The sequence below is a fragment of the Xanthomonas sp. 3075 genome (genome assembly GCF_014197275.1).
GTDB classification, from domain to species: domain Bacteria; phylum Pseudomonadota; class Gammaproteobacteria; order Xanthomonadales; family Xanthomonadaceae; genus Xanthomonas; species Xanthomonas campestris_B.
The window spans coordinates 178024-198229 of sequence record NZ_JACIFI010000003.1 but is presented as its reverse complement, the minus strand read 5'-3'; the positions used below and the strand labels follow the sequence as shown (position 1 = coordinate 198229).

Sequence of the window (20206 nt, the reverse complement as noted above, 5' to 3'; positions counted from 1 at the left end):
GGGCGACAGTCTAACGCGCTGCGGGAAGGCCGAGGTAGCGCAGAGGATGAATATGGGGTTGCGGTGGCAATTCGCAGGCTTGGGCCAGCGCGGTAGTGGTTGCGCGGGGGGCTTGGAGGAAAGGCAGGGGGCTGCGTCGCACGCGTCCTGACTTGCAGAGCTTGTGGTCGGGATGCACGTGGCGTTGCCTGCGGCCTTCACGCCCTCACGCCCACGCCCTCACCCCAACCCCTCTCCCGGAAGCGGGAGAGGGGCTCCACTGCGACAATCGATCGTCTGCCGACCCCGCAGCTACACCGCAACGACCAATGCCTGCCTTCTCCTGCCGCTACACCGCAACGACCAACCGCCTGCCTTCTCCCGCCTGCGGGGGAAGGTGCCCGAAGGGCGGATGGGGGCAGAGCGCGCCGGGGGATCCACACAGTTCCTCTTCCCCGCAAAAGGAGCTTCGTTCCTAGTGCTGGTCCAGCGCCTGGCGGAGCGGCGTCAGAAAGGCCTCGGCGCATTCGCGGGCAGCGCGCACGTCGGCGGCGTCGGCCAGCGCGGCGACCAGGGCGCTGCCGACCACCACGCCTTCGGCATCCACGGCCATGGCGGCGGCGCTGGCGGCGTCCTTGATACCGAAACCGGCCACCACCGGGGCGCCGGCACGCCGGCGTAGCTGGCGCAGGCGATCGCCCGCCGCGGTGGTGTCGAGCAGATTCGAGGCGCCGGTGACGCCGGCGAAGCTGACGTAATACAGATAGCCCTGGGCGCTGCTGCACAGCATGTCCAGACGCTGCTCGCTGGTGGTCGGCGAGGCCAGCGCGATCAACGCCAGGCCGACCTCGGTGAAGATTTCGCGGGTCTCGGCCGCTTCCTCGGGAGGCAGGTCGACCAACAGCAGGCCATCCACGCCGGCAGCGACCGCGGCTTCGGCGAAGCGCCGCGTGCCGTGGATTTCGATCGGGTTGAGGTAGCCCATCAGCACCACCGGCGTGGTGGCGTCCTCGCGGCGGAATTCATGCACCGCTTCCAGCACATAGGCCAGGCCGGCACCACGGCCCAGCGCGCGTTCGGAACTGCGTTGGATGGTGGGGCCGTCAGCCATCGGGTCGGAAAACGGCACACCGAGTTCGATGACGTCGGCACCGGCACGCACCAGCGCATGCATCACCGGCACGGTGGCCTCCAGCGATGGGTCGCCGGCGGTGATGAAGGGAATGAGCGCCTTGCGGCCGTCGGCACGCAGACGTTGGAAGGTTTCGTCGATACGACGCATTGAAAGACCTTGCAGAAGTTGGAGAGGCGGTGCGACCGCGTTACTGGATGTCCTGGTACATGGTTGCCGGTAGTTCGGCCAAGGCCTCCGCCTCGACCTCCACATCGAAACTGTCCAGGCAGCAGCCACAGCCGGTGTTTTCCGAAAGAAAGCGCAGCTGCGCCTTCCAGCGGCCCAGCCAGTCGTCCAGGAGTTCCTGTTCGCCGGGATTGTCCGCCAGCGCAGTGACGGTGACCCGCCGCCGCACCATCAGACTTGCACGCCTTCGCGTGCGGCGATGGTGTGCACGTCCTTATCGCCACGGCCGGACAGGTTGCACAGGATCAGCGCGTCCTTGGGCAGCGTGCGCGCGAGCTTGATCGACTGGGCGACCGCATGGCTGGATTCGAGCGCGGCCAGGATGCCCTCGGTATGCGCCAGCAAATGGAACGCCGCCATCGCCTCGTCGTCGGTGATGCCCTGATAGACCACGCGCCCGCTGTCGGACAGGAACGAATGCTCCGGGCCGACGCCCGGGTAATCCAGGCCGGCGGAGATCGAATGGGTTTCGGTGATCTGGCCGTCGTCGTCGCAGATCACATAGGTGCGGTTGCCGTGCAGCACACCGGGGCGCCCGGCCGCGATCGAGGCGGCATGACGGCCGGTGGCGAGACCGTCGCCGGCCGCTTCGGCGCCATAGATCTTGACACCCGGGTCGTTGAGGAAGGCATGGAACAGGCCGATCGCATTGCTGCCGCCGCCGACGCAAGCGCTGAGCGCGTCCGGCAGGCGGCCGAAGTCTTCCAGCATCTGCGCACGCGCTTCGCGCCCGACGATCGCGTTGAAGTCCCGTACCATGCGCGGATACGGATCCGGGCCGGCCACGGTGCCGATGATGTAGAAGGTGTCCTGCACATTGGTCACCCAGTCGCGCATCGCTTCGTTCAGCGCGTCCTTGAGCGTGGCCGAGCCGGAGGTCACCGGCACCACCGTCGCGCCCAGCAACTTCATGCGGTAGACGTTGATCTTCTGCCGCTCGATGTCGGTGGCGCCCATGTAGACCACGCATTCCAGACCCAGCCGCGCGGCCACCGTGGCACTGGCCACACCATGCTGGCCGGCGCCGGTCTCGGCAATGATGCGGGTCTTGCCCATGCGGCTGGCCAGCAGCGCCTGGCCGATGGTGTTGTTGATCTTGTGCGCGCCGGTATGGTTCAGGTCTTCGCGCTTGAGCAGGATCTGCGCCCCGCCCACTTCGCGGCTGAGCCGTTCGGCGTGGTAGATCGGGCTGGGCCGGCCCACGTAATGCTTGAGATCCTTGTCGTACTCGGCGATGAAGGCCGGGTCCTGGCGCGCCTGGTCGTAGGCGGCAGCCAGTTCCTGCAACGGGCCGATCAAGGTGTCGGCAACGAACCGACCTCCGAACTTGCCGAAGTGGCCGGCAGCATCCGGATAGGCGTGAAAGTCACTGATGGGCTGGGCCGACATGGGAATCCTCTGCAGCAATGCGGTCATACGAGAGTGGTCACTCTAGCGCAGCCAAGGCGAGCGATAAATCGATAAGATTGCTGCAACCTGTGATCTGGACTCACATATGAACACGCTACTTCCGCCGCTGGCAGCGCTGCGCGCCTTCGAATCCGCCGCTCGCCTGCAGAGCGTCAGCCGGGCCGCACAGGAGCTGCACGTCACTCACGGCGCCATCAGCCGCCACGTGCGCGCGCTGGAACAGGCCCTGGGCGCGGCGCTGTTCACCCGCCAGGGGCGCGGCCTGGTGCTCACGCCTGCCGGCGCCCGGTTGCGCGATGCGACCGGCGAAGGCTTTGCGCTGATCGGCGCCGCCTGGGCGGCGTTGCACCGCCCCGCCAACGAGGCGCCATTGGTATTGGGCTGCTCGGGCAGCCTGCTTGCGCGCTGGGTGATCCCGCGCCTGGGCCGGCTGCAGCAGGATCTGCCGCAGCTTCGCCTGCACCTGTCGGCCAACGAACAACCACCCGGCCCGGCGCTGGATGGCCTGGATGCGGCACTGCTGGTGGACAGCCCGCCCTGGCCAGGCGAATGGCAGGTGCATGAGCTGGGAGTGGAGTGGATCGGCCCGGTGCTGAGCCCAAACCTAGCGCGGGCCGCCCAGATCGATGAAAAAACGCCCGCTGCCTTGGCGGACCACCCCTTGCTGCACACCCGCTCGCGCCCGCAGGCCTGGCCGGAGTGGGCGCAGGCGCACGGCGTGGCGCCCGAGGCACTGCGCTTCGGTACCGAATTCGAACATCTGGTCTATCTGCTGGAAGCTGCCGCCGCCGGCCTGGGCGTGGCAATCGCACCGCAGCCGCTGGTCGCGGCAGATATCGCCGCCGGGCGACTGCTGGCACCATGGGGATTTACGCCAACGCGCGGACGCTGGGTACTGTGCGCCGCAAGGCGCAATCCGGATCCACGCATCGAGCGGCTTGCCGCCTGGTTACGCGATGCGCTGAGCGACGATCAGGTGCATACGCCAGCACCGAGTGCTCAGCGCAGTTGAACCCAACCATCAAGCAACCGCGTCATCGGCCAGCAGGCAACCGGGCAATCGAAAGCCGCGCTAGACCTTTTCAGCGCAAATCACCGAATCCCGAATCACGCCATCTCGTGGCAGTCGGCGCGGCGCACTTCTTCGACGAATCGGCGCATCTTGTGGCCGTCCTTGATGCCCGGCGCCTGTTCCACGCCGCTGGACACGTCCACGCCCCACGGCAGCGTGGCCACGATCGCGTCGAAGACGTTTTCGGCGTGAATGCCGCCAGCCAGCAGGAATGGCCGATGCAGCCCTGTCGGCAACCGCGACCAATCGAAGGTCTTGCCGGTGCCGCCGCCTGCGCCCGGCGCATGGCTGTCGAACAGGAAACCGGCGGTATTGGGATAGGCCAATTGCAAGGTGCGCGCGTTGGCGTCTTCGCCGCTCACGCCTGCGCCGCCCATCGGCACCGCCTTGAGATACGGCAGGTTGAAGCTGCGACAGAACGCGTCGTCTTCTTCGCCATGGAACTGCAGCAGGGTCGGACGCACGGTACGCACCACTTCGCGCACTTCTTCCTTGGAATTATTGCGGAACAACGCAACCACATCGACCATCGGCGCGGTGGCCTGGCGCATCGCGCGCGCCTCGGCCGGGGCCACGCGACGCGGGCTGCCATGCGCAAAGATGAAACCCACCGCGTCCACACCCAGCTCACCTGCCAGTCGGATATCACCGGCGCGGGTCATGCCACAAAACTTGATACGGGTGCGGTACAGCGATCGATTCATTGGGTAACCTCAGCGGGCAGATGCCACTCTGCGGGATACAACGGCCCGATGAAGACCAGGCCTTGTGGCGGCGCGGTCGGCCCGGCCACAGTGCGGTCGCGTCCGGCGAGCAATGTCGCGATCCAGTCGGCCGGTTGTTCCCCGGTTCCGATCAGTATCAGCGAGCCCACAATATTCCGCACCATGTGATGAAGGAATGCATTGGCCTGGACCTGCACCTCCACCACTTCGCCAAGGCGGCGCACGCTGATGGCCTGCAGATTGCGGCGCGCATGCAAGGCCTGGCATTGCACGCTACGAAATGCGCTGAAATCGTTCTCGCCCAACAACGCCTGCGCGGCCGCATGCATCGCCTCGGCATCCAGCGGACGACGCTCCCAACTCAAGGTCTGGCGGTACAGCGCCGGGCGTATCTGACGATTGAGCAGGCGATAGCGGTAGCGACGTGCGCGCGCGGAAAAACGCGCATGGAAATCGGGTGCCGCCGGCACGCACCAGCGCACTGCGATCGATGGTGGCAGGCGCGCGGTGGTGCCCAACATCCAGCCGCGCGGCTCGCGGCGCGCGGCGCTGTCGAAGTGCACCACCTGACATTCGCCATGCACGCCGGCGTCGGTACGGCCTGCGCAGACCACCTGAATCGGCGCATCGGCAACCGAGGACAATGCGGCCTGCACGCTGGCCTGCACGCTTGGCCCACCATGCTCACCCAACTGCTGCCAGCCCTGAAACTCGCTGCCGTCGTACTCCACGCCCAGCGCGTAACGCATTGGAACCTGCCTGTGATTGAATCGATGGGGCGCGTTGACTAAAGCGCGGCGCGCTCGGACCACACCGCCAGCGTACTGCCACCCGGCTCGCGGAAATGAAACCGGCTACCGCCGGGAAAGCCGAACACCGGCTTGACGATCTCGCCGCCGGCAGCACGCACGCGCTCAAGCATCGGCGCCAGGTCGTCGGCATACAGCACCACCAACGGGCCGCCTTCTGCCGGCGCTGGCGCAGTGGCCCGATAAAAGCCTCCGTCCAGACGGCCATCGTTGAAGGCCAGATAATCCGGGCCGTAGGCTTGAAACTGCCAGCCGAACACCGTCTCGAAGAAGACGCGGCTGGCTTCAGGATCGCTGGACGCAAATTCCACGTAATCGATCCGACGTTCGCGTGCGGCCGCCTGTGCTGCGCTGAGGCTGTCCATCGCCGGGCTCATGCCAGCCGCTCCAGCAACGCGGCGGCTTCGGCGCGGGTCGCCTCGTCACCGGTTGCGGCAACTTCCAGCAACAGACCACGCGCAGTGTCCTTGTCGCCAAGGTCCAGATAGGCTACCGCCAACTCGAGACGATCGCGCCCTGCGGAGGCGAACTCCCTGTACGTCGCCGCACTGGACGCAGCGTCCGGAGCGACAGGTGCCTGATCGGCATCCAGGCTGTCCTGCGGGATGCTGCCCGGTGCCGCCGTGGGCGCCTCGTCGACAGCGGGTTCCGGCGCGATCCCCTTCCCGTTGACAGCGTGCTCCGGCTCCATCGACTCGACGTATGCGGGCACCGCGTCATCCTGCTGCGGACCCACCACCGCCACTGGCGGGGTGGCACGCAGCGAGCGCCAATCATCGACCGCCGGCGCCGCAGCAGGCTCGGACAGCAGCGGCTCGCGCCGCAGCATATCCGAGAGCGGTTGCTGCGCCTGGTGGGTACGCTCCTCTTCGCGCAGATCGACCTGCTCGAATTCGGTTTCATGCAGCACCTCGCGCTCGCTGGCAACGGTCGGCGATGCGTCCTGCGGCGCGGCGGTGTCCGCTGCTGCGATCGCAGGCGGCACGAAGTCGAACTGGCGACGTGGCAGCGGCGGCAACGGCGACGGTTTGCGGCGACGTGCGGCCAACCACGCGACCACTGCCACCACGAGCAACACCAGCGCGCCAATCAACCACAACGGGAAACCGCCGTCCTGCTGGGCCGCTGCCGGGGGCTGCGCCAGGCGCTTCTGCGCGGCCGCCAGGTCGGTGTCCTTCATCGCGATCAGGGCTTGCTGTTGCTGCTTGAGTTTTTCCAGATCGGCCACGCGGGTGCGCAGATCCTGCAATTCCGCATCGCGGGTGGCGATGTCTTCCTTGGCCTGTTGCAACTGTTGATTGGCCGCCATCTCGCCCTCGCCTTCGGCACTGGTGCCGGACGTGGCGCCGGCCTTGTTGGTCTGAATCGGCACCGCCGGGGCGATTTCGAGCCGCGCGCCAGTCGTGGCGGCCGTGCTCGCAGCAGCAGGCGCAGGCGTTGGAGCAGCACCGGCCTGGGCCGGTTGCGGGACTGCCGAACGCGCCTGCCGCCATTGGGCGGCCTGTTCGCGCACCATCACCGCCGCCTCGGCGGCGCCGACCTGAGCCAGCGCCTCTTCCTGCGGCCTGCGCAGCACCGCGCCCTGCTTGAGCCGGTTGATATTGCCGCCGATGAAGGCATCGGGGTTGGTCCGCAGCAGTGCCAGCATGGTCTGATCCAGCGAATGCTCGCTGGAGCGTGCCACTGCTGCGGCGATTTCCGACAAGGTCTGCCCCGCACGCACTGCCGGCAAGGCATCGCCGGCCAAGGATGAGGCGGCACGCGCAACAGGGCGTGCCGGCGCAGCGCCGGCGCCGTCCTGGCTGGAGCGCTCGTCCACTGGCGCAGGTGCGGCCGCCGGTTCGCGCGCAATGGCGTTGCTGGCACCGGCGCGCGGGGCTTCGATGCCCGGCCCGGCGCTTGCGGCGGCGGTGTTGGGCGCATCGACCAGTGCGGAATACTCGCGCACCAGTCGGCCCTGGCCCCACTCCACTTCGATCAGGAAGTTGATTGCCGGCTGGTCCACCGGCTGGCTGCTGGTCACGCGGATCACCGCACGCCCGCGCGCGTCCTGTGCGAACTGGAACTGCAGGTTGCTGACCAAGCCCTGCGGGCGTTCCAGCCCGACCCGCGCAAAGGTGGTGGCCGATGCCAAGGCCACGCGTGCGTTGTCGAGCTCGCCGGGCTCGTTGGAAATGACCGGAATCTCGGCCACCAACGGCTGCCCGGGCCTGGACAGTACCCGGATATCGCCAAGCCCCAACGCCATGGCAGCGCCGCTGCAGGCCATCAGCAGCAGCGCACCTATTGCTTGTATCGGACGCATCGCGCCCCTGCCCCTATGTTTCATGGGCATCAATATAGCCGCTGGATGGACGAAAAAGTCGGCCCCGGCATGCAGAGCATTGGGGCGGTCTCAATGGCGCACGGTGTGACATGCCGATGTGACCGATGCAGAGCAGCGACCACGTCGCGGCTTGCGCGCGCATGCGTCATGCGCCGCGCCGCACGGATGGCGGATGGCGGATGGCGGATGGCGGATGGCGGATGGCGGATGGCGGACATGTTGCGATACGCCGATGGCGTGCAGCTACCGCATTGCCGTCGATCTACACGTGTGGATTGCCGCTTGATACAGGAGCGAGCACGCCCGCTCCTGCAACGTTCACGGTGGTATCCGAGCTGGGCTGAGGCCTGCAGCTGGCCCGGGCATGCAGCCGCGACAAGGACATCGCGCCGGCATGCGGCATGCGGCATGGGCCTGGAAAATCGCACGGGCAACATGGCAAACGCATACGAGCGCACCACAGCAGCGCACTGCTACGCGATAAGGCGTCGCGCGGAACGCCTTACCGCGCGAGCGCGTTTCCAGCGGGACTCAGGCGGCTCAACCTTCCTGCGCAACCAGTTCGGCCAACTGCACGGCGTTGAGCGCGGCGCCCTTGCGGATGTTGTCCGAGACGATCCACAGATTCAGGCCGCGCGGATGCGATAGATCCTCACGGATACGGCCGACGAACACCGCGTCCTTGCCGGAGGCATGCGTGACCGGGGTCGGGTAGCCGCCGGGCTTGCGCTCGTCCACCACTTCGATGCCCGGCGATGCGGCCAGCAGCGCGCGCGCATCTTCCACGGTGATCTTGTCGCGGGTTTCGATCGCCACCGCCTCGGAATGGCCGTAGAACACCGGCACCCGCACCGCGGTGGGATTCACCTGGATGGATTCGTCGCCCAGGATCTTGCGGGTCTCCCAGACCAGCTTCATCTCTTCCTTGGTATAGCCGTTGTCCTGGAAGTCGTCGATGTGCGGGATCAGGTTGAAGGCGATCTGCACCGGGAAGCGCTGCGGATCGATCTGCTGGAAGCTCAGCAACTCGCTGGTCTGCTTGCCCAGCTCTTCCATCGCCGAGCGCCCGCCGCCGGAGACCGATTGGTAAGTCGCCACATTGATGCGTTCGATCCCGTACTTGCGATGGATCGGGCCGAGCGCGACCAGCATCTGCATGGTCGAGCAATTGGGGTTGGCGATGATGCCGCGCGGGCGCTGCTTGAGCGCTTCGGGATTGACTTCCGACACCACCAGCGGCACATCGTCGTCGTAACGGAATGCGGAGGAATTATCGATCACCACCGCGCCGGCGGCGGCGAACTTGGGGCCGTATTCCTTGGACACGCTACCGCCCGCAGAGAACAGCGCGATGTCCACGCCAGTGGGGTCGAAGTCGGCCAGGTCCAGCACATCGACCTTGCCGCCATTGAACTCGACCTGCCCCCCCGCCGAGCGTGACGAGGCCAGCGCGTACAGGGTGGCGACCGGGAAGTTGCGCTCGGCCAGGATGCTCAGCATGGTCTCGCCGACAGCGCCGGTGGCGCCCACGACCGCGACGTTGAAACGACGGTTTTCGTTACTCATAAGGGAAGTCTTTATCGAAAGAGGAATGAACAAAGAACGCACTGCGGGCTGGGTTCGGGGAACCTCCAAAGCTGGCCGCGGAGGTTCCCTAACGTTTGGTCGTGGTGGTTTTGGTCGCGCCGGCTTTGATCGCTTCGCCATCGCTCGCGCCCACGCGCACACCGCCCTGTTTGGCAGCGGCCACCGCATCGGCATTGAGCGCGCTCGGCGGATGGCCGGCATGGGGGCCTGCGCCCAGTGCGGCGATCAGGTTGTCCACCGCCAACTGCACCATCGCCCGGCGCGTGGCCAGGCTGGCGCTGCCGATATGCGGGGTGAGCACGACATTGCGCAAGGCCAGCAACTCAGGGCGTACTGCAGGTTCGCCTTCATAGACATCCAGGCCGGCACCGGCCAGCCGCCCGTTGGCGAGCGCATCGGCCAGCGCGATTTCATCGACCAGGCCGCCGCGCGCGATGTTCACCAGCGTGGCGGTGGCGCGCATCTTGCCCAGCGCTGCGGCGTCGATGATGTGATGCGACTGCTTGGTGTACGGCAGCACCAGGACCAGGTGATCGGATTGCGCCAGCAACGTATCAAAGTCTACGTACTGCGCACCGAGCGCCTGTTCGGTGGCGGCTGGCAACTGGCTACGGTTGTGATACAGCACGCGCATACCGAAACCGTGCGCACCGCGGCGCGCGATGCCCTGCCCGATCCGGCCCATGCCCAGGATGCCCAGCGTGCTGCCGTGGATATCGGCGCCGAGCATGGTCTTGAACGACCACTGCCCCCATTGCCCGTCGCGCAGCCAGCGCTCGGATTCGGTGATGCGGCGTGCGGCGGCCATCAGCAATGCGAAGCCGAGATCGGCGGTGGTTTCGGTCAGCACGTCCGGCGTGTTGCTGGCCAGGATGCCGGCCGCGCTCAGCGCATCCAGATCGAGATTGTTGTAGCCCACGCCGACATTGGCGATCGCGCGCAGCTGCGGTGCGGAGGCGATTTCTGCCGCGCCGATGCGCTCGTTGAGCGTGATCAAGGCACCGTCCAGCGATGCCAATTGCGCGGCCAGGTCGGCCGACGCGTAGGTGCTTACGCGCTCGGTGGTGAGCAGCTCGAAATGCTCGCCCAACTGCGCGACGACGTCGTCGAACAGCGGCTGGCTGACCCACACCTTGGCGCGCCGCGACTCAGACATCGCGCTGACCGGGAATGCGTGGCGACACCTCGCCAACATCGCCGCATTGGGCGCGATGACGCAAGGCCTGATCCATCAACACCAGCGCCATCATCGCCTCGGCGATCGGGGTGGCGCGGATGCCGACGCAGGGATCGTGGCGACCGGTGGTGATGACATCGACCACGGCCCCATCCGCATCCACCGTGGCGCCAGGCAGGCGCAGGCTGGACGTGGGCTTGAGCACCATCGAGGCAGTGATCGCCTGGCCGGTGGAAATGCCGCCCAGGATGCCGCCGGCATGATTGCTGAGAAAGCCTTCCGGGGTAATCAGGTCGCGGTGTTCTGTGCCCTTCTGCGCGGCGCTGGCAAACCCGTCGCCGATCTCCACGCCCTTGACCGCATTGATGCTCATCAAGGCGGCGGCCAGTTCGGCATCGAGCTTGCCGTAGATCGGCTCGCCCCAGCCCGCCGGCACGCCACCGGCCACCACGTCCACGCGCGCGCCGACCGAATCGCCGGATTTGCGCAACGCATCCATATAGGTTTCCAGCTCCGGCACCTGCTCGGCGTGCGGCCAGAAGAACGGGTTGTCTTCGACCGCATTCCAGTCGAAACCGGTCGGGCGGATCTCGCCCAGCTGCGACAGGAAGCCGCGCACCAGCACGCCGTAGCGCTGCTTGAGCCACTTCTTGGCGATCACCCCGGCCGCCACGCGCATGGTGGTCTCGCGCGCGGACGAACGCCCGCCACCACGCGGATCGCGGATGCCGTACTTCTGCCAATAGCTGTAGTCCGCATGCCCGGGGCGGAACTGCTGGGCGATGTTGCTGTAGTCCTTGCTGCGCTGATCGGTGTTGCGGATCAGCAGCCCGATCGGCGTGCCGGTGGTGCGGCCTTCGTACACGCCGGACAGGATTTCGATCTCGTCGGCTTCGCGCCGCGCCGAGGTGTGCCGGCTCTTGCCGCTGGCACGCCGTTGCAGATCGTGGGTGAATTCTTCCGGCGCGATCTCCAGCCCCGGAGGGCAACCGTCGACAACGCAGCCGATTGCCGGCCCATGCGATTCGCCGAAGGTGGTGACCGTCAACAGGCGGCCGAAACTGTTACTGCCCATGACGGCATCCTCTCAACATCGCAGCAGGTGGTGTGGCGCGAACGATGCGCGGCAGATGACGTGCCGCCACCAGCATCGGTGCCATCGCGAACAGGCCGCCGAACACCATCAGAAATACGTCCAGCTCGCCATCCCCGCTCAGCAACCAATCGGCGAGCAAATACACTGCGACGCCGACGCCGACCAGCAAGCCGAGTGTCACCACCAGCGTACGCCGCTGATGCGTGCGTAACGCTGCATCCGAACTGGCGGCCACGATCCACGCCGACACCAGGCCGAAAAACGCCATCAACCCGAAGCCGATCTCCGCCGCCGCGCTCAACAAGCGCTGTGGCAAGGGACCGCCGTACATCGGGTCGAACAAGCGGAACACCACGTCGATCAGGCCGAGCGGAATGCCGACGCCGAAGATGGACACCGGCACCAGCAACAGCAGATCGCTCAGCTGCGGCCGGGCGACGGACGACTCAGCGCGCACTGGCCAACTCGGTGATGCGTGCGCTGTGGGCGACCAACTCGCTGCACTCGACGGCGAAGATGCCCATCTGCCCGACCTTGAATTCGACCCAGGCAAAATCCACTTCCGGCAGCAGCTTGATCAGGTGCTGCTCGGACTCGCCCACTTCGCAGATCAACAGACCATCATCCTTGAGCCGTTGCGGCGCATCGCGCAGGATCTTCAGCACCAGGTCCAGGCCATCATCACCCGCACGCAAGCCCAGTTCCGGCTCGTAGGAATACTCCTGCGGCAGCGCGTCGGTTTCGTCGTTGGTGACGTACGGCGGATTGGTGACGATCAGGTCGTACTGGCGGCCGCCCAGCCCGGCGAACAGGTCCGACTTCAGCAAGGTCACGTTGTCGGCATGCAGGCGCGCCTTGTTCTCGGCGGCCAGCGCCAGCGCGTCGTCGCTGATGTCCACGCCGTCCACATCCCACTGCGGGTTGTAGTGGCCCATGGCGATCGCGATGCAGCCCGAACCGGTGCACAGGTCCAGCGCACGCGTGACTTCGCGGCCGCCCAGCCAGGGCTCGAAGCCGGCTTCGATCAGCTCGGCGATCGGCGAACGCGGCACCAGCGCACGCGCATCGCTCTTGAAGCTCAGGCCGGCGAACCAGGCCTCGCCGGTCAGGTACGCCGCCGGCACGCGCTCGTTGATGCGGCGCTCGAACAAGCCCAGCACCTGTTCCTTTTCCGAGCGCAGCAGGCGCGCCTGGCCGTAGGCCGGGCCCAGGTCGTGCGGCAGGTGCAGGCTATGCAGCACCAGCTGGGTGGCCTCGTCCAGCGCATTGTCGTAGCTGTGCCCGAAGGTCAGACCGGCTGCATTGAAACGGCTGGTGCCGTAGCGGATCAGGTCGATGATGGTGTGCAGTTCGTCGGCCGCGGCGGCAGTCATGGCAACAACTAAAGAGGAATCGGGCCACGATTATAGAGGTCGGATCGGTATCATGAGCGTCCGTTGCAGTGGAAACCGCCATGTTCAATCGCAATACCGGCATCGTGCTGCTGGTGGCGCTGGCCGCCGGGCTGGGGCTGTTGCTGGGCCAGAAATTCCTTGGCGGCACACCCAGCTCGCCCTGGCCGCCCACCCAGACCATCACCTTCTATCCGCAGCCACGCGCTTTGCCGCAATTCAGTTTGCGCCAGTCCGACGGCACCCAGCTGGTGCCCGGCGAGCTGAAGGGGCATTGGACGCTGGTGTTCCTGGGCTTCACCTTCTGCCCGGACGTCTGCCCGACCACGCTGACCGATCTGGCGGTGGCGCAGCAGCAGTGGGAAAGCATCCCCGACGGCTTGCGCCCGCGCGTGCTGTTCGTGTCGGTGGACCCGCAGCGCGACCCGCCGGCCCGCCTGGGCGAATACGCGCATGCCTTCCACAAGGACACCCTGGCCGCCACCGCCGACGTCCCGGCGCTGGAACGCTTCGCCACCGCGCTGGGCTTCGTGTTCCGGAAGGTGCCGGGCAAGGGCTTTGCGGACAATCCCAACGACTACAGCATGGATCACTCGGCCAGCATTGCCGTGCTCGATCCGCAGGGCCGCCTGGCCGGGCTGATCCGCCCCCCGCTCGACCCGAAAGCGATCGCCACCGACCTCCAACAGCTGACCAAGGCAACCGCTCCGTGAGTCTCGTCACTTCCCTGACCTACGTGCTGCCGCACCGGCTGCTGTCCTCGCTGGCGCGTGCGCTGGCGTATTCCGATACGCCGTCCACCAAGCAATGGTTGATCGACACGGTGACGCGCAAGTTCGGCGTGGACCTGAGCGAAGCGCTGGAACCGGATCCGCGCGCCTATCCCACCTTCAATGCGTTCTTCACCCGCGCACTGAAGCCTGGCGCCCGCGTGCCGGACGCCGACCCTGACGCATTGCTGATGCCGGCCGACGGCCGCATCAGTCAGCTGGGCCCGATCGAGAACGGCCGTATCTTCCAGGCCAAGGGGCAGTCGTTCACTGCCGCCGAACTGCTGGGCGACGCCGAGGCCGCGCAGCCGTTCAACGACGGCCTGTTCGCCACCGTCTACCTGTCGCCCAAGGACTACCACCGCGTGCATATGCCGTGGACCGGCACCCTGCGCGAGACCGTGCATGTGCCTGGCCGCTTGTTCAGCGTGGGCCCGGATGCGGTGCGCAACGTGCCGCGCCTGTTCGCGCGCAACGAACGTTTGGTGTGCCACTTCGACACCGACTTCGGCCCGATGGCCTCGGTGATGGTGGGCGCGCTGCTGGTGTCGGGCGTGGAAACGGTGTGGAGCGGCGTGGAGATTCCGCGCTACGGCGATCGCATGACGCGGAAGGATTATCGCGGCAAGGGCATTGTGCTGGAGCGGTTTGCGGAGATGGCCCGATTCAACTATGGCTCGACGGTCATTGTCTTGCTACCGCCTGGCGTGGCCAACCTCGATGACGCACTGGCTGCAGAGACATCGGTGCGCCTGGGACAAGCGCTCGCACGCCGGCAAGTGGGCTGACGCGCGGCGGCGCGTTCGGCAGTCGGGCGCTTGGTTCGACTGAGGCGCGACGCGACGCCTTCTCGGGAAGCTGCGCGTTTGCGACCGAATGCCGTGCCGGACACACTCAAGGATCGCCCGCAGGAACGCTCCCCATGAAAAAACCCTCTGCATTGGCCGCGATGTGCGCACTACTGGCAAGCACACCGGCGTATTCGATGACCTGCACAAGCAACCCGGCACAGTTCGACTTCATGCAGACCTCGGCCCAGGTCTTCTACTTTGGGACGGAAGACAAGGTCAGGGGAATCTACGAAAAACTCAGGCAGCAGGTCGGCGACCCGCGCAATCATGCGCGCACGACGCTGTTCTTCGCAGACGACGGGTTGCAGCGGCTATCCCGGTCCTATTGTGAAAGCCACACATGCACAGGCATGGATGTCATCAAAGGGCTTCAACACTGCTCAGCTGCCGGCAAGGAAAAACCGGGCACGCTCTGCCGCCCGCTTGCCGCCATCTACGAAGGGAACGTCTATTGCCTGCTGGCGCCTGGCCTGGACACCTATTCGAACGAAAAACCGTTCGTGAATTTCAATCCCTATGGGGACGGCGGGGAATGGTGATTCCATGGCGGCCATGCCTGTGTGACAAAAACCGATAGCTGGGCTTGAGAAGCACCCCGAGCGCGCCGTGTTCCCTACGAAGCGATATGCAGGATCAGCAGGAACACCCATCGGGAAAATGCAGCATTGCGGAAATCAGCCTGACTCTGCGCGCGACATGCACGAGGCAGGCATGCTACCCGCTGGCAATGGCCCATCAACGCAAACGTGACTGCCTGCCGGCACCAGCCGAGAAAGCGCAAACGGTTCATCGGCGCCTTACCCGCCGTTGCAGCACCGAAGTGCGCGCGAGCGCGCCGCAGCAGCGGCATAGATGCAGCGAGACAGCTGATTCAACAATGATCGATACCAACACCGGGCGGGATATCTTCATCGCCAGCACGCTGAGCGCGGCGCATCTCGGCGGGTTATTCGGCACTGCGTTTGACGTCCCGCCCGACGGCATTGTCCTGCCTGAGGCATCCCACGACCAGTTGCATACGGCCTGGGCACAACCCGCTCGCATGGTCATCCACGCGCTCGAACCCGATGGCGATTTCGCCTTCAAGCTTGCCATCGATCTTGCTACGCCGATCGCAACCGATCGCCTCGTCACCCTCGCCAGGACTCATCGGATGACGATCGCCTGGGCCGTGGACGAAACATCGCCGCTTGACGACTATTACGTCGTTTTTCCCGATGGGATGACCCGCATGCATCGGCTCGTTTTCCGCGAAACCGATGCCTCGTATGCGTGCCTGCTGGCGCCAGCGCACGCTTGCTCAGGCGACCCCGATGAGCGGCTTTCAGACCCATGACGGCGTCGGTGCATCCGCGATTGCGGCGGGTCTTGTCGTCCTACCGGGTGGATGAGGACAGACGCCACCACGGCGATGGGCCCAGCCACTGTGGCGCCGTCACCGTTATCACGACGCGCCTCAGCGATCGCAACCGGCCAGCTTGATGCTCTGCCCCGGCTTGAGCGCATAGGCCGGTGCCTTCAGGCGATTGGCCTTGGCCAACTCCTTGATCTCGCACTGGAACTTTTGTGCGACCCGGCCGAGCGTGTCGCCCTTGGCGACGGTGTAGCTGCGCGCCTGCTTGGCCTTGGGCTTGGCGATCGCCGGCTGCCCGGTGGCCACGGTGGTCGGCACGCCGGCCATCGGGCTGACATCGCCCACCGCCACGCTGGGCACGTACTCGGGGGCGCTGCTGCGCACGATCGCACTGTTGAGGTCGGCGGTGATCAGCGTGCGTGCCAGGTCCGCGCGCGGGCCTTTCACGCAGTAACGCGCATACAGGCTGACGATGCGGTTGGTGGCATTGATGACCGTGCCGGCCGGAATCCAGCCATCGGATTCATAGCGCGGATTGAGATTGCGCAGCGCGCGCATGTAGCCATCGCGCGTGCCCATGCTGCCCAGGCAGATGGTGAGTTCGTAGATGGTGGTCGACTTGGCGAGCTTGAGCGTGGCCGGCTGCGCATCGAGCTTGGGAAACTCCACGCCGTACTGGCGCGGGTGCAGGAAGATCCACGCCGCCGCGATCACCATCGGCACGTAATCCTTGGTTTCTGCCGGAAACTGGTTGTAGACGTCCTGCTCCCAGAACCCGCGGCCGCCGGACTGCGCAAACACACGCGCAGCGCGGCCTTCGCCACCGTTGTAGGCGGCCAGCGCCAGCTCGATGTTGCGGTTGAGCCCGGCCATGCGCTCGTTGAGGTACGCAGCGCTGGCCTCGGCGGCGCTACGGGCATCGAAACGCGTATCGAAGCCGGTGCCATCCGGGCCCAGCCCGAAACGACGCCCCGTCGCCGGCATGAACTGCATCAGCCCGGCCGCACCGGCACGCGAGCTGGCGTGCACCTTGCCATTGGACTCCTTGGCCATGATGCCGAACAGCAGCGCTTCGGGCAGGCCGCGCTTCTGCCATTCCGGCCACATCACCCCGCGCAGATTCTCGTAGTTTTCGTAGCTGGTCAGCAGCGCCGGGCGCATGTCGGTCAACCAGCGCCGGATGCCGGCCTGCACCGCCGGGTTGTACTGCACCATCTTGTCGAAATCGTGGCGCTGGTCGTTGAGCAGCGTGGCCGCCCGCGCGGCTTCGGGCACACCGTTGGCGGCCGGGCCCAGGTGGTCCGGGTCGGCCTGCAGCAGGCTGTCGTCGTCTTCCGGATCCTCGGCGGCCGGGGCCTCGGCATCGGCGCGCGCCTTCAGCAGGCGCTTGTAGGTGGCCAGCTGATTGGCAACCAGGCAGCCGCGCTGCTTGATACAGGCGTCGATGACATCTTCCATGTCCTCCAGCGCGGCATCGCCTTCGGCGGTGCCCTTGGGGTCGGAGTTGTTCACCAACACCAATGCATCGCGATAGCGCTTTTCGGCAGCGGCCATGCGTGCATCGAGCACGGCGGCCTTCTCCGTGTCGCGTTTGGAAATGGCGTGGGCGGTGGGGACGATAGACATCAGCGCCACCACGACCAGAACCGGCCATGGGCGCAAACCAAAATGAGCGAGCGGCATCGTAGGCAGTACAGCGGAAAGGCTGGCAGGGTAGCTGCCGGGGCGACACCGGGGCAAGGCGAACGGGACGCCAGGGTCAGTGGGCCGTTAGATTGAACGCTGCGTCCGGCGCCTGGAACGTCCGCGCAATCAGCTGGTGGCAGGCGCATCCGAGTGATATGTGCGCGCTGTGTGCCGGCACTTTTTCGACCTGTATTGACCCGTCCCGAAGCACGCTCCGGCGGCGGCCCTTGTCTTCCAGCAATGCCGGATAGACTCCGTTCTTTCCTCCCTGGATCCGTGCAATGGCCTCGTTCCTGTTGGGCAAAGGCGTCACCGACGATCGTCCGGTTTTGCTGGAAGCACGCTTCGGCAACCGCCACGGGCTGGTGGCCGGCGCCACCGGCACCGGCAAGACGGTCACTTTGATGACGCTGGCCGAAGGCTTCTCGCGCCTGGGCGTGCCGGTGTTTCTGGCCGACGTGAAGGGCGACGTGGCCGGCCTGGCGGTTGCCGGCGATGGCGCAGCCGGCGTGCTGCAGCGCGCCACGGATGTGGGCCTTGCCGATTACGCGCCGGCCGCCAGCCCGGTGGTGTTCTGGGATCTGTACGGCCAGCTCGGGCATCCGGTGCGCACCACCGTGAGCGAGATGGGCCCCACCCTGCTCGGGCGGATTCTGGAACTCAACGACACCCAGTCCGGGGTGCTCGACATCGTGTTCAAGCTGGCCGACGACCGTGGCCTGCTGTTGCTGGACCTGGACGACCTGCGCGCACTGCTGGCACTGGTGGTCGAGGAGCGCAAGGAACTGTCTACCAGCTATGGCCTGGTCTCCAGCCAATCGGTGGCCGCGATCCAGCGCGCCTTGCTGCGGCTGGCGCAGGATGGCGGCGAGCACTTCTTCGGCGAGCCGGCGCTGGAGTTGGCCGACCTGATGCGCGTGGCACCGGATGGCCGTGGAGTGATAAGCATCCTGGCGGCCAATCAGTTGGTGCTCAAGCCGAAGCTGTATTCCACTTTTTTGCTGTGGCTGCTGTCGGAACTGTTCGAGCGTTTGCCGGAAGTGGGCGACCTGGAACAGCCCAAGCTGGTGTTCGTGTTCGACGAAGCGCATCTGTTGTTCGACGACGCGCCTGCCGCGTTGGTGCAGCGGATCGAGCAGGTCGTTCGGCTGATCCGCTCCAAGGGTGTGGGCGTGTATTTTTGCTCGCAGTTTCCCGACGACATCCCGGACAACATCCTCGGCCAGTTGGGCAATCGCGTGCAGCATGCCTTGCGTGCGTTCACCCCGCGCGACCAGAAGGCAGTCAAGACCGCCGCGCAGACCTTCGTGGCCAACCCCAGACTCGATGTCGCCACCGCAATTTCCAGCCTGGGTACCGGCGAGGCGCTGGTGTCGCCGCTGCAAGGCAAGGGCGTGCCGGCGCCGGTGCAGCAGACCCTGATCGCCCCGCCGCGTTGCCGCATGGGCGCCATCAGCGCCACCGAACGCGCGCAGGTGCGTGCGGCCAGCCCGATGGGCACGCGCTACGACACCGCGATCAACCGCGAGTCGGCCGCCGAGATGCTCGCCCGACGCGTCGAAAAAGTCGCCGAGCACGGCGCCGCACCGCCGGCGCGCACCCGCGAAGACGACGAGGCCCAGGACAGCGGGTTCGGCCAGGCCGTCAAGGACGCGGTATTCGGCACCAGCCGCCGCCAGGGCATGCTCGAAGCGATGGCCAAGCAGACCTCGCGCACGGTCGGCAACAAGATCGGCCAGCAGATCGTGCGCGGCATCTTCGGTAGTATTTTTGGTGGGAAGCGCTGATTACGCGAAAAACGGCAAGGACGAACCCGATGCGCACGACATGGATCCATGTCGGCGCGATTGCACTGCTTGTTCTGGCTGCGGCACCGTGCCTCACGCAGGAACCGCAACACGATCCTGACCACGACAACACACCAGGTTCCTGCTAGGGCCTGATCCAGTGGGCATAACGCCGCCAGCATCTTCCCGCCGGACATTCCGTGGGCAGAACGCAACTCGCCGCTTACCCCAGCACGCCATGCAACTTGGCGTACTGCAGCAACATGATCGTCTTGGCATCGGCAATTTCGCCGGTAGCAATCATCGCCAGCGCAGCGTCGAGCGACAGCTCCAGCACCTCGATCTCTTCGCCATCTTCTTCGAGTCCACCGCCGTCGCCGACCTTGTCGCCGTCGAAGTATTCGCCGACGAAAAAGTACAGGCGCTCGGTCACCGAGCCGGGGCTCATGTACGCCTCGAACACCTTGCGCACGTTGTCGATCCGGTAGCCGGTCTCCTCTTCGGTTTCCTTGCGGATGCAGGTCAGCGCATCGTCCTGGTCGAGCAAGCCGGCGCAGGCTTCGATCAGCATGCCGTCGGGATTGCCGTTGAGCAGCGTCGGCAAGCGGAATTGGCGAGTGAGCATCACCGTGTGCTTGGCACGGCTATAGAGCAGGATGGTCGCACCGTTGCCGCGATCGTAGGCCTCGCGCGACAAGGTCTGCCAGCGGCCGTCCTTGCGTTGGAAATCGAACGTCACCTTGCGCAGCACATACCAGTTGTCAGACAGCACATCTATGCTGCGAATACGAACCTGCGGGTTGCCAGTGGCAGATGAATTCAAGCG

General features: G+C 66.0%; 20 protein-coding genes. 6 read left to right on the top strand and 14 right to left on the bottom strand.

The window, feature by feature from the left end; genetic code table 11:
* Nucleotides 1-454: 454 nt before the first annotated feature.
* From trpA to trpB, 3 genes are read right to left on the bottom strand one after another with little or no spacing between them, the layout of a single operon-like run.
* A complete protein-coding gene (gene trpA / locus GGR62_RS04515; RefSeq protein ID WP_184406777.1) occupies nucleotides 455-1261 on the bottom strand; it encodes a tryptophan synthase subunit alpha in 807 nt (268 codons plus the stop codon).
* A 40-nt stretch (nucleotides 1262-1301) separates the two neighbouring features.
* The gene (locus GGR62_RS04510) at nucleotides 1302-1511 is read right to left on the bottom strand and encodes a hypothetical protein (RefSeq protein WP_184406776.1); all 210 of its coding nucleotides are present in this window, start codon (nucleotides 1509-1511) and stop codon (nucleotides 1302-1304) included.
* Complete coding sequence (trpB, locus tag GGR62_RS04505) at nucleotides 1511-2728, bottom strand: tryptophan synthase subunit beta (RefSeq protein WP_184406775.1); 1218 nt, start codon at nucleotides 2726-2728, stop codon at nucleotides 1511-1513. The genes GGR62_RS04510 and trpB overlap by 1 nt, the downstream gene beginning before the upstream one ends.
* A gap of 106 nt (nucleotides 2729-2834) precedes the next feature.
* On the opposite strand from trpB, the gene GGR62_RS04500 reads away from it, so the two are divergent.
* Nucleotides 2835-3761, top strand: a complete 927-nt coding sequence (locus GGR62_RS04500) for a LysR family transcriptional regulator (RefSeq protein ID WP_184406774.1) — start codon at nucleotides 2835-2837, stop codon at nucleotides 3759-3761.
* A gap of 95 nt (nucleotides 3762-3856) precedes the next feature.
* Here the strand turns inward: GGR62_RS04500 and GGR62_RS04495 are convergent, their stop codons facing one another.
* From GGR62_RS04495 to prmB, 9 genes are all read right to left on the bottom strand, one after another.
* The gene (locus GGR62_RS04495; RefSeq protein ID WP_184406773.1) at nucleotides 3857-4525 is read right to left on the bottom strand and encodes a phosphoribosylanthranilate isomerase; all 669 of its coding nucleotides are present in this window, start codon (nucleotides 4523-4525) and stop codon (nucleotides 3857-3859) included.
* On the bottom strand, nucleotides 4522-5295 hold the full coding sequence (gene truA / locus GGR62_RS04490; RefSeq protein ID WP_184406772.1) for a tRNA pseudouridine(38-40) synthase TruA: 774 nt from the start codon (nucleotides 5293-5295) through the stop codon (nucleotides 4522-4524). The genes GGR62_RS04495 and truA overlap by 4 nt, the downstream gene beginning before the upstream one ends.
* Nucleotides 5296-5333: 38 nt before the next feature.
* Nucleotides 5334-5732 carry a VOC family protein gene (locus GGR62_RS04485; protein ID WP_184406771.1) on the bottom strand — a complete coding sequence of 133 codons (399 nt, stop codon included), beginning with the start codon at nucleotides 5730-5732 and terminating at the stop codon, nucleotides 5334-5336.
* Nucleotides 5729-7633, bottom strand: a complete 1905-nt coding sequence (locus GGR62_RS04480; RefSeq protein WP_184406848.1) for a FimV/HubP family polar landmark protein — start codon at nucleotides 7631-7633, stop codon at nucleotides 5729-5731. Before GGR62_RS04480 ends, GGR62_RS04485 begins: the two co-directional genes overlap by 4 nt.
* 588 nt (nucleotides 7634-8221) lie before the next feature.
* On the bottom strand, nucleotides 8222-9247 hold the full coding sequence (locus GGR62_RS04475; RefSeq protein WP_184406770.1) for an aspartate-semialdehyde dehydrogenase: 1026 nt from the start codon (nucleotides 9245-9247) through the stop codon (nucleotides 8222-8224).
* An 88-nt stretch (nucleotides 9248-9335) separates the two neighbouring features.
* Nucleotides 9336-10424, bottom strand: a complete 1089-nt coding sequence (locus tag GGR62_RS04470) for a D-glycerate dehydrogenase (protein WP_184406769.1) — start codon at nucleotides 10422-10424, stop codon at nucleotides 9336-9338.
* Nucleotides 10417-11520: a chorismate synthase gene (gene aroC, locus GGR62_RS04465; RefSeq protein WP_184406768.1), complete on the bottom strand. Its 1104-nt coding sequence runs from the start codon at nucleotides 11518-11520 to the stop codon at nucleotides 10417-10419. The genes GGR62_RS04470 and aroC overlap by 8 nt, the downstream gene beginning before the upstream one ends.
* The gene (locus tag GGR62_RS04460; RefSeq protein ID WP_184406767.1) at nucleotides 11510-11998 is read right to left on the bottom strand and encodes a hypothetical protein; all 489 of its coding nucleotides are present in this window, start codon (nucleotides 11996-11998) and stop codon (nucleotides 11510-11512) included. Before GGR62_RS04460 ends, aroC begins: the two co-directional genes overlap by 11 nt.
* A complete protein-coding gene (gene prmB, locus GGR62_RS04455; RefSeq protein WP_184406766.1) occupies nucleotides 11988-12914 on the bottom strand; it encodes a 50S ribosomal protein L3 N(5)-glutamine methyltransferase in 927 nt (308 codons plus the stop codon). Before prmB ends, GGR62_RS04460 begins: the two co-directional genes overlap by 11 nt.
* Before the next feature lie 80 nt (nucleotides 12915-12994).
* Here prmB and GGR62_RS04450 point away from each other — a divergent pair, with 80 nt between their 5' ends.
* The 4 genes from GGR62_RS04450 to GGR62_RS04435 all read left to right on the top strand — a co-directional run bounded on the left by GGR62_RS04450 (nucleotide 12995) and on the right by GGR62_RS04435 (nucleotide 15889).
* Complete coding sequence (locus GGR62_RS04450) at nucleotides 12995-13645, top strand: SCO family protein (protein ID WP_184406765.1); 651 nt, start codon at nucleotides 12995-12997, stop codon at nucleotides 13643-13645.
* Nucleotides 13642-14490, top strand: coding sequence for an archaetidylserine decarboxylase (asd, locus tag GGR62_RS04445; RefSeq protein ID WP_184406764.1), 849 nt, complete (start codon nucleotides 13642-13644; stop codon nucleotides 14488-14490). Before GGR62_RS04450 ends, asd begins: the two co-directional genes overlap by 4 nt.
* Before the next feature lie 134 nt (nucleotides 14491-14624).
* Nucleotides 14625-15092, top strand: coding sequence for a hypothetical protein (locus GGR62_RS04440; protein ID WP_184406763.1), 468 nt, complete (start codon nucleotides 14625-14627; stop codon nucleotides 15090-15092).
* Between the two features lie 338 nt (nucleotides 15093-15430).
* Nucleotides 15431-15889, top strand: coding sequence for a hypothetical protein (locus GGR62_RS04435; RefSeq protein WP_184406762.1), 459 nt, complete (start codon nucleotides 15431-15433; stop codon nucleotides 15887-15889).
* Between the two features lie 120 nt (nucleotides 15890-16009).
* On the opposite strand, the gene GGR62_RS04430 is transcribed toward GGR62_RS04435, so the two are convergent.
* On the bottom strand, nucleotides 16010-17590 hold the full coding sequence (locus GGR62_RS04430) for a transglycosylase SLT domain-containing protein (protein ID WP_184406761.1): 1581 nt from the start codon (nucleotides 17588-17590) through the stop codon (nucleotides 16010-16012).
* Nucleotides 17591-17874: 284 nt separating this feature from the next.
* On the opposite strand from GGR62_RS04430, the gene GGR62_RS04425 reads away from it, so the two are divergent.
* Nucleotides 17875-19380 carry a helicase HerA-like domain-containing protein gene (locus tag GGR62_RS04425; protein WP_184406760.1) on the top strand — a complete coding sequence of 502 codons (1506 nt, stop codon included), beginning with the start codon at nucleotides 17875-17877 and terminating at the stop codon, nucleotides 19378-19380.
* Nucleotides 19381-19603: 223 nt separating this feature from the next.
* On the opposite strand, the gene nudK is transcribed toward GGR62_RS04425, so the two are convergent.
* The gene (nudK, locus tag GGR62_RS04420; protein ID WP_184406759.1) at nucleotides 19604-20203 is read right to left on the bottom strand and encodes a GDP-mannose pyrophosphatase NudK; all 600 of its coding nucleotides are present in this window, start codon (nucleotides 20201-20203) and stop codon (nucleotides 19604-19606) included.
* Nucleotides 20204-20206: the final 3 nt, after the last annotated feature.

Bases quoted from the DNA above. Each gene is read 5' to 3' on its own strand.
- trpA (WP_184406777.1), bottom strand. From the start codon at position 1,261: ATGCGTCGTATCGACGAAACCTTCCAACGTCTGCGTGCCGACGGCCGC.
- GGR62_RS04510 (WP_184406776.1), bottom strand. From the start codon at position 1,511: ATGGTGCGGCGGCGGGTCACCGTCACTGCGCTGGCGGACAATCCCGGC.
- trpB (WP_184406775.1), bottom strand. From the start codon at position 2,728: ATGTCGGCCCAGCCCATCAGTGACTTTCACGCCTATCCGGATGCTGCC.
- GGR62_RS04500 (WP_184406774.1), top strand. From the start codon at position 2,835: ATGAACACGCTACTTCCGCCGCTGGCAGCGCTGCGCGCCTTCGAATCC.
- GGR62_RS04495 (WP_184406773.1), bottom strand. From the start codon at position 4,525: ATGAATCGATCGCTGTACCGCACCCGTATCAAGTTTTGTGGCATGACC.
- truA (WP_184406772.1), bottom strand. From the start codon at position 5,295: ATGCGTTACGCGCTGGGCGTGGAGTACGACGGCAGCGAGTTTCAGGGC.
- GGR62_RS04485 (WP_184406771.1), bottom strand. From the start codon at position 5,732: ATGAGCCCGGCGATGGACAGCCTCAGCGCAGCACAGGCGGCCGCACGC.
- GGR62_RS04475 (WP_184406770.1), bottom strand. From the start codon at position 9,247: ATGAGTAACGAAAACCGTCGTTTCAACGTCGCGGTCGTGGGCGCCACC.
- GGR62_RS04470 (WP_184406769.1), bottom strand. From the start codon at position 10,424: ATGTCTGAGTCGCGGCGCGCCAAGGTGTGGGTCAGCCAGCCGCTGTTC.
- aroC (WP_184406768.1), bottom strand. From the start codon at position 11,520: ATGGGCAGTAACAGTTTCGGCCGCCTGTTGACGGTCACCACCTTCGGC.
- prmB (WP_184406766.1), bottom strand. From the start codon at position 12,914: ATGACTGCCGCCGCGGCCGACGAACTGCACACCATCATCGACCTGATC.
- GGR62_RS04450 (WP_184406765.1), top strand. From the start codon at position 12,995: ATGTTCAATCGCAATACCGGCATCGTGCTGCTGGTGGCGCTGGCCGCC.
- GGR62_RS04440 (WP_184406763.1), top strand. From the start codon at position 14,625: ATGAAAAAACCCTCTGCATTGGCCGCGATGTGCGCACTACTGGCAAGC.
- GGR62_RS04435 (WP_184406762.1), top strand. From the start codon at position 15,431: ATGATCGATACCAACACCGGGCGGGATATCTTCATCGCCAGCACGCTG.
- GGR62_RS04430 (WP_184406761.1), bottom strand. From the start codon at position 17,590: ATGCCGCTCGCTCATTTTGGTTTGCGCCCATGGCCGGTTCTGGTCGTG.
- GGR62_RS04425 (WP_184406760.1), top strand. From the start codon at position 17,875: ATGGCCTCGTTCCTGTTGGGCAAAGGCGTCACCGACGATCGTCCGGTT.